Annotated in this window: 8 protein-coding genes; 2 read left to right on the forward strand and 6 right to left on the reverse strand. The window is 70.1% G+C overall.

All coding sequences use genetic code 11. The annotated features are described in order from the left end of the window. Positions 1-84 precede the first annotated feature (84 nt). From QMX80_RS16285 to QMX80_RS16310, 6 genes are all read right to left on the reverse strand, one after another. Positions 85-1527 (reverse strand): adhesin, encoded by a 1443-nt coding sequence (locus QMX80_RS16285; protein ID WP_273082037.1) that lies wholly within the window; start codon positions 1525-1527, stop codon positions 85-87. A 47-nt stretch (positions 1528-1574) separates the two neighbouring features. Beyond that, positions 1575-2222 carry a hypothetical protein gene (locus QMX80_RS16290; RefSeq protein ID WP_282278185.1) on the reverse strand — a complete coding sequence of 216 codons (648 nt, stop codon included), beginning with the start codon at positions 2220-2222 and terminating at the stop codon, positions 1575-1577. Position 2223: 1 nt separating this feature from the next. Then, a complete protein-coding gene (locus QMX80_RS16295) occupies positions 2224-2757 on the reverse strand; it encodes a hypothetical protein (protein WP_055764688.1) in 534 nt (177 codons plus the stop codon). A 405-nt stretch (positions 2758-3162) separates the two neighbouring features. Next, positions 3163-4584, reverse strand: coding sequence for a pitrilysin family protein (locus QMX80_RS16300; RefSeq protein WP_282278189.1), 1422 nt, complete (start codon positions 4582-4584; stop codon positions 3163-3165). 10 nt (positions 4585-4594) lie between these two features. After that, on the reverse strand, positions 4595-5962 hold the full coding sequence (locus QMX80_RS16305) for a pitrilysin family protein (RefSeq protein WP_282278190.1): 1368 nt from the start codon (positions 5960-5962) through the stop codon (positions 4595-4597). A gap of 104 nt (positions 5963-6066) precedes the next feature. Next, positions 6067-7377, reverse strand: coding sequence for a dicarboxylate/amino acid:cation symporter (locus QMX80_RS16310; protein WP_055764681.1), 1311 nt, complete (start codon positions 7375-7377; stop codon positions 6067-6069). Positions 7378-7525: 148 nt separating this feature from the next. Here QMX80_RS16310 and QMX80_RS16315 point away from each other — a divergent pair, with 148 nt between their 5' ends. Both QMX80_RS16315 and tilS read left to right on the forward strand, forming a co-directional pair. Continuing rightward, positions 7526-9223, forward strand: a complete 1698-nt coding sequence (locus QMX80_RS16315) for an alkaline phosphatase (RefSeq protein WP_282278198.1) — start codon at positions 7526-7528, stop codon at positions 9221-9223. 330 nt (positions 9224-9553) lie between these two features. Next, complete coding sequence (gene tilS, locus QMX80_RS16320; RefSeq protein WP_282278196.1) at positions 9554-10900, forward strand: tRNA lysidine(34) synthetase TilS; 1347 nt, start codon at positions 9554-9556, stop codon at positions 10898-10900. Positions 10901-10934 lie beyond the last annotated feature (34 nt).

The following is a 10934-nucleotide window of genomic DNA, read 5'->3' on the forward strand; positions in this document are numbered from 1 at the left end:
GCCCCCGGCCCCCCGCGGCGCGGGGGGGGGGGGCGGCGCCCCCCCCCGCCCCCCCCCCCCCCCCCCCCCCCCCCCCCACGACTGTCACTGGCCGCCGCCTTCGCCGCCGCCTCCACCACCGCCGCCGCCCGTGGTGGACGGCTGCGCCACCGCCAGCGCCAGGCTGTTGGCCTGCAGGTTGCCGGTGCCGGAGGAGACGTTCACGCCGATGTTGCCCGACGCCCCGGTGAAGGCGCTGCCGGACAGGCTGGCGGTGTTGGTGGCATTGACCGCGATCCAGTCGACGTCGATCACCTGCCCGCTGAGGCTGGCCACCAGGTCGGCCGTGCCCATTTCCGAGAACGACAGGTTGCCGTGCTCATCCGTATCCCAGGCCATGCCGCCCACGCCCGGGCGGTTGGGATTGGCGACCGCTCCCTGGGTCTGGTAATCCCAGTCGCTGTGCCCGGTCTGGCTTCCGCCCGGATGCGTATCGCCGGTCCAGTTGTCCGGGTAGAAGTTGGTCTTCTGGTAGGAATCGCCGGTGCCGCTGTAGGTACCCCTGCCGCTGCTGCTGGTGTTGCCCGCCACGCGGCCGCTCAGGTTGAGCGTATAGCTGTCCACCACGTAGTCGTAGTACCCGTTGTTCTCCACGTGGTTGCCGGTGGAGACCTGGTTGGAACTGATGCTCGACTGCGCGTAGGCGGAGGTGGCCACGGAGGCGGCGAGCGCGTTCTTCTGCTCGTTGTTGTTGCCCGAGGTGACGTTGACGCCGATATTGCCGGCGGCGTTGGCGAAGGCGTTGCCGCCGATGCCCGCGCTGTTGGTCACGCCGTGGTTCATCGTCACGTTGTTCATGCCGCTCTGGTTGACGAACACCTCGGCGTCGGCCATGCCGAAGCTGAATGACGCATCGGCCGCCGACAGCGAAGCCGCGTTGTCCTGGGTGTTGTTGTCGCCCGCGGCGGCGTTGAAGCCCAGGTTGCCCGAGGCGGTGGAGCCGACGTCGTCGGCGATGGACGCCGAGTTTTCCAGAAGCCCGTTCTCGGCGGTGTTGCCGGAAACCGACTGGCGGTTGTCGACTACCGCGATCGCGGCCGAGTCGATGTTGATGTCGCCGGTGATGGTCGGATCGCCGGAGAACTGGATGTTCGACCCCAGGCGCAGGTCCTTCTCCAGGTTCACGTCCACGCCGTGGTTGTTCTTTTCCTTGTGCTCGTCGGAACTGACGTTGGAGGTCTTCTGCACGTCCTCGCGCACCTCGGTGTTGGAACGCGAATCCCAGTAGCGCAGCGTCGCGGCGGCATCCAGCTTCAGGTCGACGTCGGTGTCGACCGTGGTGTTCTGGGTGCTGTTCTTCGTGTCGTTGGTGGTGGTGTTGGTATTCGTGTTGGTGTTGGTGTTTGTATTGGTGCGCGTTTCGGTCACGTTGTGCTTGTGGTTGATGTCGGCGCTGGCGTTCTGGTCGTCCGCCGCATTCGCCGCCGTGCTGGCGACCAGCGCGGCGACGGCCATGGCGAGTACCGTCCATTTGAGATTCGCTTTCATGGTGCCCTCTTCAGGTTTTCTGATGCATCGGGTGGATGGAACCTTGTTCACGGGACGCCTTGCACGGAAATGCCGATCCTGTTTTCCACGGCATTGCCTGATCCCGCTATCTGATTGAGTTGCAGCACACCACCGAAGCCGCGCAACGCGGATGCCTCCACCGCCACCTTGCGGATGGCGCGTGGATCGCCGGCAACGAACCGCTCCCCTGCCGACGCGAAAGCGGACGGCGAAGCCATCGCTTCGTCCCCCGCTTCGCGTATGCCCTGTGCGGCCAGCGCAACGGCCACGGAGTTGAGCTCCGCATTGCCGCCGCCACTGGCCTGATTGATCGAAACGATGCCGCCGGCGCCGGCCAGCGCATTGCCGCCGATGCTGGCCGAGGCCATCAACGGCGCGGAGGCATGCCCGTCCGACTGCGACTGGCGCGCCTGGATGCCCGCATCGGCCTGGCGACCGACCGCCACGCTGTGCAGGTTGGCCTGCAGGTTGAGATCGCCCGCGGCCTGGTTGATGCGGATCGCGCCCTGGCTGCCGGCCAGTGCATTGCCGTCGATGCGGCTGCTCTCCTGCAGGTAGGCGAGCATCGGCGCATAGGGGTCGGCCTGCTGAGCCCAGGCCGCGGCGCTGCCCGACAACAGCAGGACCGGAAGCAACAGGACCGGCATACGACCAGGGAGCGCGCGCATCGCCATTTCAGCGCCCTCCCGGCCCGGCGGTCTGCCCCATCGGGAACTGCGCCAGCGCGCCGCGCACCTGGTCGCCTATGCCGCGGGTGGCACCGCCGACCGCGCCCATCGGCCCACCGATGGTGCGCGCGAGCTGGGAGCCGGAAAGCATCCCGCCCTCGCCCATGGCATGGCCCAGCGTGGTGCCGACCATGCTGCCGGTCACCCGCTCGACCGTGGTCCCTCCGGCATGCGCGGACGAGGGCCGGTCCGTCGCCGAGTCGATGGATGCATAGCCGTCTTCATCCAGTTCGTCGATGCCGCCGCCGGTGCCCAGCGCGGCAGCCAGTTCCCGGCGCGGCGAGGGGTCGACGATCAGCGCCATTCCCGGCGGCTGCATCCGGTAGGCCGGCCGGGTCGGAACATCGCGCAGCAGCACGATCTCGCCGGGTTGCGCCTTCACGCCCTGGCGCGCGCCCGAAGCCTGGGCGGTGCCGCTGGCGCCCATCGCCAGCAGGCATCCGATCAGGATCGGAAACAGATATGGGTTCCTGCCTGCCATCGCCTTGCCTCCCCGATCAACGCGGGAGGCGGAGCAGCATCCGTGCCAAGCCATGTTTTCGTTTAAAAACAATTGCTTGAAACAAAATATCGGATGACTCGCCTGTATCGGCCTTTACACCCCGGATCCTCCGCGCAGAAGGTCCGGGCGCATCCAGGCATTGCGCCTGGGCACTGCAACGCGGTGTATCAGCAGGGTTACAGTCTGGTGTTACAGGGGGTTACACACCCGTTCCAGTTGCCGCATCGGCGAGGCGGCCAGAGTTCTTCGGCGGCGACCTCGCGGCAGTCGGCGCGCAGCTTGGTCATGCGCGACAGCCCGCATCGAGGTGCGTACCCGCCCGTCATGCGGGCGCGACATCACCGCGGTCCGGGCCGGAAGTGATCCGGCCCGGATGCGGCCGCCTCAGCGTTCCTCGACGCTGAAATTGCCGAACGGTTCCAGCTGCGCCGCTACCGCGTCGCGGTCGCCGACCACGATCACCGACTGCGAGTCCGGCGCGTAGTAGCGCGCGGCCACCGCCTGCAGCTTCGCGGCATCGACCGCGCGGATCCGGCCCACGTACTGGCCGAGGAACTCGGCCGGCAGCCCGGCCAGCCAGTTGTTGGCCAGGGTACCGGCCACCGCGCCCTGCAGCTGGTTGCTGATCAGGTAGCCGCCGGCGACATAGCGCTTGGTCGACTCCAGTTCCGCGGCCGGTACCGGCTCCTTCCCCAGCCGATCGAATTCCCTGAAGAACTCCTTCAAGGATGCGCCGGTGACCTCGTTGCGCACGTCGGCCGACGCCGCCAGGTTGCCGCCGGCACGCAGGGCCGCCAGCCTCGCGCCGGCGCCATAGGTGTAGCCCTTTTCCTCGCGCAGGTTCTGGTTGAGGCGGCTGCTGATGCCGCTGCCCAGCACGGTGCTGGCCAGCTGCAGCGGCACGTAGTCCGGGTCGGTGGCGGCGATGGCCGGGCGGCCGATCCGGAACGTGGACTGCACGCTGCCCGACCGCGGCAATATCGCGCGCTTCGCCGGCGCCTGCCGCGGTGCCGGCACCGTGTCCGCCACGGCCTCGCCCTGCCCGTTCCAGTCGCCGAAGGCGCGTTCGGCCTCGGCGAATGCGGTGGCCGCATCGATCCTGCCGGTGATCACCAGCAGGCCATGCCCCGGCCGGAAACGGCGCGCGTGTTCCTGCTTCAGCGCCGCAGGAGTCAGCGCCGGCAGGGTGGCATGGTCGAGCTGCGTGCGCGCATACGGGTGGTCGCCATAGACCGCCTTGAGCAGCGCGCGCGAGGCGCGGAAACCCGGCTGCGCTTCGGCCGCCTTCAATTCCTGGGCGGCGTTGGCGCGGGCCAGCTCCACTTCGTCGTCGGCGAAGGACGGCGTGCGCGCGACCTCGGCGAGCAGCGCCAGCATCGGCTTGGCCTGCGAGGCCAGTGCTTGGCCGCGGACCAGCAGGCCATCGACGCTGGCGTTGGCGCCGATGCTGCCGCCCATGCCCTGGGCCAGCTCGGCGATCTGGCGCGCATCGTGCGCCTGGGTGCCCGCGGTCAGCAGCTGCGCCAGCACGGTGGCGAAACCGGGCGTGGCCGCGGCATCGGCGGCCAGCCCGGCATCGCGCATGGCCAGCACGTAGTCCACGCGCGGCAGCCCGTCGCGTGGCACGACCCAGACCTCCAGGCCGTTGCCCAGGGTTCTGCGCGAGATGTCCGGCACCGGCAGCGGTTTGTCGGCGGCATAGCCCGGCAGGCCGGCGGGCAGTTCCGGGGTGGCGGCGTGGACGCCAGCGGAGGCGAGCGAAAGGGCCAGGCCCATCGCGAGCAGGCACGGCATTGGCTTGATCATGGCGGTGTCCTCACTTCTGCTCGGCGGGGGCCAGCATCGCCGCCGGCTTGCGGTCGATGACGGTGCGGTTGGCGGTGGTCAGATAGGTGCGCGCGGCACGCTGCACGTCGGCGGCGCTCACCGTCTCGATCCATCCGGGGATCTGGTTGACCACGCCGGCATCGCCCCACAGGGTCTGCAGCTTGGCCAGGGCATCGGCGCGGTCCAGGAACATTTCCAGGCCGTCGTACCACTGCGCCAGCAACTGGGTCTTGACCCGCGCCAGGGTGGCCGCGTCCACGCCTTCGGTAGCGACCCTGGCGATCTCCGCCTCGATCCCGGACAGCACCGCATCGGCGTCGTGGTCGGGCTTGTACATCGCGAACACCACGAACAGGGTCGGGCCGTCGTACTCCCAGGCGCTGGTCAGGCCATAGAGCGACTCGACGTTCAACGCCAGCTGGCGGCCCTTGACCAGCCCCTGGTGCAGGCGCGAGGCCTCGCCTTCGGCCAGCAGCGCGCCCAGCACCGCCATCGGCGCCTGGTCGCGGCTGCCGCGGTCGGGCATCTTCCAGCCCACCGCCAGCGCCGGCACCTGCGCCAGCGCGTCGGACTGCTGCAGACGGATCTCCTTGGTGTTCAGCCCTTCCCGGTAGTCCGGGCGCGGCGGCGTCGGCCGTGCCGGGATGTCGCCGAAATAACGCCTGGCCAGGGCGAAGCCCTGTTCCGGAGTGACGTCGCCGGCGATGGACAGCACCGCGTTGTTGGGGCCGTAGAAATCGCGGTGAAAGCCGCGCACGTCGTCGAGGCTGGCGTTCTCCAGGTCCTTGAAGCTGCCGTAGCCGTCGTGGTTGTTCTCCCACTTGGAGAACGCGTGCTGGCCGATGTCGATCCACATGAAGCCGCCATAGGGCTGGTTCTGCACGTTGTTGCGGATCTCCTCCTTGACCACGTCCTGCTGGTTCTTCAGCGTCTCCGGGTTGAAGTCCAGCGTGCGCATGCGGTCCGCTTCCAGCCACAGCATCGGCTCCAGCGCCGATACCGGCGCGGTCTCGATGTAGTTGGTGAAATCGGCGCGGGTGGAGCCGTTGTTGCGGCCGCCGCCGCCGGTGATCACGCTGTCGAACACGCCCTTGCGCGCCTGCGGCGTGCCCTGGAACATCAGGTGCTCGAACAGGTGCGCGAAGCCGGTGCGGTTGCGTGGTTCCAGGCGCATGCCGACGTGGTAGACCACGCTGATCCCGACCACCGGCGCACTGTGGTCCTCGGACACCACCACGGTCAGGCCGTTGTCGAGTTTCTCGACCGCCACCGGCACCCGCCACTGGTCGGCGTTGGCGGCAGCCGCCGTGCCGGCCAGCGCGCAGCCGGCCAGCAGGAGCATTCGTTGCAGCAACATGGTGCGACTCCTTTCGTTGTCATGGGCAGGCCGGACGGCCGCCGCCACCATAATGCCGCTCCGCCGGGCGCGGAATCCGCCGGAGGTCACGCCCCGACGGGCGGTCAGTCCACCCCGACGCCGGCGCGGACCGGGGCGTCATAGACCTGCTGGTCCAGCAGCCCGGTCTCCTTGGCCACGATCACCGGCACCACCATCTGCCCGGTTACGTTGGTCATGGTGCGCATCATGTCCAGCACGCGGTCGATGGCGTACAGGTAGCCGATGGTCTCCAGCGGCAGGTTGGCCGCGCTCAGCACCACGGTGGCCATCACCACCGCCGTGCCCGGCACGCCGGCGGTGCCGAAGCTGCCCAGCACCGAGGCGATCAGCACCACCACGTACTGTTCCGGGGTCAGCGGCACGCCGGTGTACTGGGCGATGAACACCGCGCACAGCGCCGGGTAGATCGCGCCGCAGCCGTCCATCTTGATGCTGGCGCCCAGCGGCACGGCGAAGGAGGCATAGTCCTTGTTGACGCCGAGGTTGGCGGTGATCGAACGCATCGCCACCGGCATCGCCGCGAAGCTCGAGGAGGCCACGAACGCCACCTGCATGCCCGGCGCGGCGCCGCGGAAGAACTTGATCGGGTTCAGCCCGTGCGCCAGCAGCAGGCCGCTGTAGACCACCACGATGTGCAGCGCGCAGGCCACGTACAGCGCCAGCACGAAGCTGCCCAGCGGCAGCAGCTTCTCGAAGCCGTAGCTGCCGACCAGGCCGGCGATCAGGCCGAAGGTGCCCAGCGGGGTCATTTCCAGCACGAAGCGCGTGACCTGGATCATGACCTCGCTCATCTGCCCGGCCAGCTTGCGCGCCTCGCCCACCTTGTCGCCGAGCTTGACCATGGCAAAGCCGAGCAGGCCGGCGAAGAAGATCACCGGCAGGATCGAACCGCGCCCGGCCGCCAGCACGGTATCGCCGGCGGCGTTGATCCGGGTGCCGATGCCCGACAGCGCGTAGAACACGTTGGACGGCACCACGTCCATCAGCACCTTGGCCACCGACGGCACGTCGCGCGGGGTGTAGGCGCTGTCCATCGCCAGGCTGAGGCCACCGGTGCCCGGCTGCATCAGCGTACCCACGCCCAGGCCGACGCACACCGCCAGCACGGCGGTGACGATGAACCACAGGAAGGTACGTCCGCCCAGCGCGGCCACCGACTTCTGCCCGTGCAGCGAGCCGATGGCGCTGATCACCGCAAAGAACACCAGCGGCACGGCGATCATCTTGATCAGGGTGACGTACAGTTCGCCGAGCGGGCCGAACCAGGTGTCGGCGACCGGGCCCAGCACCCAGCCGGCGAGCGCGCCGAGCACGAAGCCGCCAGCCACGCGCTGCCAGAACGGGATCCGCAACCAGGCAGAAACCAGCTTCATAGGGTTGATCCGGGAACGTTTTCAGGGACCGGCACGATAGCGCAAGCCCGGTGGCGGCACGATCCCCGTGCGGAAAAGCTGCGTGTCATCGGCACGCCTTTTCGGGCTTGTCATAATGGCCGTCTGTTCATGATCGATGGTCGACCGCATGCGCCACGCCACACCCCTGCTCGCCGCCCTGTCCACCCTGCTGCTCGGCGCCTGCGCCAGCACCGCCGCGCCCAGGGCGCCGCAGGCCTTCGCCGTCGAAGTGCCGGCCGTCAGCCACCCGCAGGGCGAGACGCCGCAATGGTGGTACCGCAACGGCGCCGCGCAGGCCGCCGCCAACGGCGCGATGGCCGGCAAGGCGAAGAACGTGATCCTGTTCCTGGGCGACGGCATGAGCCTGACCACCGTGGCCGCCGCGCGCATCCTCGAAGGCCAGCGCCGCGGCAACCCGGGCGAGGAAAACCTGTTGTCCTGGGAGCGCTTCCCGGCCACCGCCTTCAGCAAGACCTACAACACCGACTCGCAGACGCCGGATTCGGCCGGCACCATGACCGCCATCACCACCGGCGTGAAGACCCACATGGGCGCCATCGGCGTCAGCGCCGGCGACCGCAGCGACTGCGCCGACAGCCTGAACAAGCACGCCCTGACCTGGCTGCAGCTGGCCGACAGCGCCGGCATGGCCACCGGCGTGGTCTCCACCGCCCGCCTGACCCACGCCACCCCGGCCGCGACCTACGCCCATTCGCCGGACCGCAACTGGGAAAACGACACCGACCTGCCGGAAAATGCCCGCGCCGCCGGCTGCCAGGACATCGCCCAGCAACTGCTGTCGACCTCGCGCTACGGCCGCGGCCCGCTGGTCGCACTGGGCGGCGGCCGTGGCCAGTTCACCACCGTCAACGAGCAGGACCCGGAATACGCCGACAAGGTCGGCCTGCGCCTGGATGGCCGCAACCTGGTGGCCGAATGGCAGGCCGCGCACCCGCAGGGCGCCTACGTGTGGAACGCCGAGCAGCTCAAGGCCGCGGCCGGCGTGCCGGCGCTGCTGGGCCTGTTCGAGCCGGACCACATGCAGTACGAACTGGACCGCCCGAAGGACCCGGCCGGCGAGCCCTCGCTGGCCGAGCTGACCCGCGCCGCGATCGCCACCCTGTCCCGCCACCAGGAAGGCTATGTGCTGATGGTGGAAGGCGCGCGCATCGACCACGCCAACCACAGCGGCAACGCCGCGCGCGCGCTGGGCGACACCATCGCCATGTCCGACGCGGTGCGCGCGGCGGTCGAGGCGACCTCGGCCGAGGACACCCTGATCATCGTCACCGCCGACCATTCGCACACGCTCAACTTCGTAGGCTACCCGGCGCGCGGCAACGCGATCCTGGGCAAGGTCAAGGACAAGGGCGGCGAGGACGGCGCCGGCGGACTCGACCTGGCACGCGACGCCACCGGCCTGCCCTACACCACGCTCAGCTACGCCAACGGCCCGGGCTACACCGGCGCCAGCAACCGCCAGCCGGCCGGCCCCAAGACATTCCCGCACACGCCCAGCAGCTATGAACCGGCGCAGGGCCGCCCGGACCTGACCCACGTCGACACCGAGCACCCGGACTACATGCAGGAAGCCCTGGTTCCGGCCAAGGCCGAATCGCATGGCGGCGAAGATGTCGGCATCTGGGCGCGCGGCCCCGGCAGCGTGGCGGTGCGCGGCACGATGGAGCAGAACGCGATCTACCACCTGATCGTGCAGGCCACCCCGCGCCTGCGCGAGCGCCTGTGCGCACAGGGCACCTGCAATGCGCAGGGAGTGCCGGTGGACCTGCCGCAACCGGTGAAGTTCGAACGCAAGGCGCCGTAAGCCACGCGCGACGCACGGCTTCGGGCCAGCGGCGGCACTCCTGCCGCTGGCTCTGCTGCCAGCCTTGGTCTGTGCCGGGCAAAGCTGCCATCGCCGCGACAACGGCCGCTTCGGGCTGCTGACCGGGGCTGCCCGACGCCGATGACCATGCCGGCATCGTCGGCAGCACACATTCCCGCATCGTCCGGCAGGGCAACGCGCTGCTGGACCCGCCTTGGCGCTGGGTCCAACCGCGCTCGGAGCGTTGGCATCCGATCCACGTCCGCCGATGCGCGGGAGGGGATTTCCGTACATGCCCCTCGCCGCTGAAGCCGCTCCTACAATGGCGCGATGGAATCGTGCCTGTCACCGCTGACTGACATCGCCGCGCCGGTGCTGGCCGGTTTCAGCGGCGGGCTGGACTCGAGCGTGCTGCTGCACCTGCTGGCGAACGCCCCGGCGGCGCGCGAACGCGGCCTGCGCGCCGTGCACGTGCACCACGGGCTGCAGCCCACCGCCGATGACTGGGCCGCGCATTGCCAGCGCGTCTGCGATCAGTGGCAGGTGCCGCTGCAGGTCGTGCGCGTGCAGGTGGACGCTGCGGCCGGCGAAGGTCCCGAGGCGGCGGCGCGGCGCGCCCGCCATGCCGCGTTCGCCGGGCTGCTGCGGCCCGGCGAGTGGCTGGCGCTGGCGCATCATCGCGACGACCAGGCCGAGACCTTCCTGCTGCGCGCCCTGCGCGGTTCCGGCGTGGATGGCCTGGCGGCGATGCGCGAACGCCGCGACTTCGGCGCCGGCCAGCTGTGGCGGCCGCTGCTGCACATCCCGCGCGCCGCGCTGGAAGCCCATGCCCGCCAGCACGGCCTGCACTGGATCGACGATCCCAGCAACGGCGACGACGCTTTCGACCGCAATTTCCTGCGCGTCACGGTGATGCCGCTGCTGGCCGGACGCTGGCCCGAGGCCGGCGCCATGTTCGCCCGCAGCGCCACCCTCGCCGCCGAGGCCGCGACGCTGCTGCAGGCACAGGACGAGCAGCTGCTGCATGCCTGTCTGGATGGCGAAGACGACGGCGCGCTGGCGATCCCGGCACTGGCGGCATTGCCGGCGGGCGCCTGCGCGCGCGTGCTGCGCCTGTGGTCGCGCCGGCGCGGCCTGCCGCCGTTGCCGGGCAATGGCGTGGCCCGCATCCAGCAAGAACTGCTCGGCGCGGCCCCCGACCGGCTGCCGGAGTTCCGCTGGCAGGACGCGCGCATCGTCCGCTGGCGCGACCGCCTGCATGCCGTCGGCGCACTGCGCGCCTGGCCAGCCGGCTGGCAGGCCGGCTGGGACGGCCACGCGCCACTGGCGCTGCCCGATGGCGGAGCGCTGGCGCTGCATGGCGCTTCCGGCTTCGATGCGCCGCTGTGCGTGCGGCAGCGCCGGGGAGGAGAGCGCATCCACCTGCCCGGCCGCGCCCACTCCCACCTGCTCAAGCACCGGCTGCAGGCCTCCGACGTGCCGCCCTGGCTGCGTCCGCACCTGCCGCTGCTGTGCGATGGCGCGCAGGTGCTTGCCGCCGGCGACCGGATCGTCTCCTCGTCCCTGCAGGACTGGCTGCGCACCCACGGCGCGCAGCTGCGCTGGCAACCGCCCGGGTTCGCCGCCGCCCGGCACGGAGCCGGCGCCGGCTCCGCTCCCGCGCTGGAGCCGAATTGACCCTTTCCCGCCCTGTCTCGTATTCACATCTGAC

It is taken from the genome of Stenotrophomonas sp. PS02297 (assembly GCF_029959705.1).
GTDB lineage: Bacteria > Pseudomonadota > Gammaproteobacteria > Xanthomonadales > Xanthomonadaceae > Stenotrophomonas > Stenotrophomonas nitritireducens.

Coding starts and splice junctions, on each gene's coding strand:
- QMX80_RS16285 (WP_273082037.1), bottom strand. CDS start 1,527: ATGAAAGCGAATCTCAAATGGACGGTACTCGCCATGGCCGTCGCCGCG.
- QMX80_RS16290 (WP_282278185.1), bottom strand. CDS start 2,222: ATGGCGATGCGCGCGCTCCCTGGTCGTATGCCGGTCCTGTTGCTTCCG.
- QMX80_RS16295 (WP_055764688.1), bottom strand. CDS start 2,757: ATGGCAGGCAGGAACCCATATCTGTTTCCGATCCTGATCGGATGCCTG.
- QMX80_RS16300 (WP_282278189.1), bottom strand. CDS start 4,584: ATGATCAAGCCAATGCCGTGCCTGCTCGCGATGGGCCTGGCCCTTTCG.
- QMX80_RS16305 (WP_282278190.1), bottom strand. CDS start 5,962: ATGTTGCTGCAACGAATGCTCCTGCTGGCCGGCTGCGCGCTGGCCGGC.
- QMX80_RS16310 (WP_055764681.1), bottom strand. CDS start 7,377: ATGAAGCTGGTTTCTGCCTGGTTGCGGATCCCGTTCTGGCAGCGCGTG.
- QMX80_RS16315 (WP_282278198.1), top strand. CDS start 7,526: ATGCGCCACGCCACACCCCTGCTCGCCGCCCTGTCCACCCTGCTGCTC.
- tilS (WP_282278196.1), top strand. CDS start 9,554: ATGGAATCGTGCCTGTCACCGCTGACTGACATCGCCGCGCCGGTGCTG.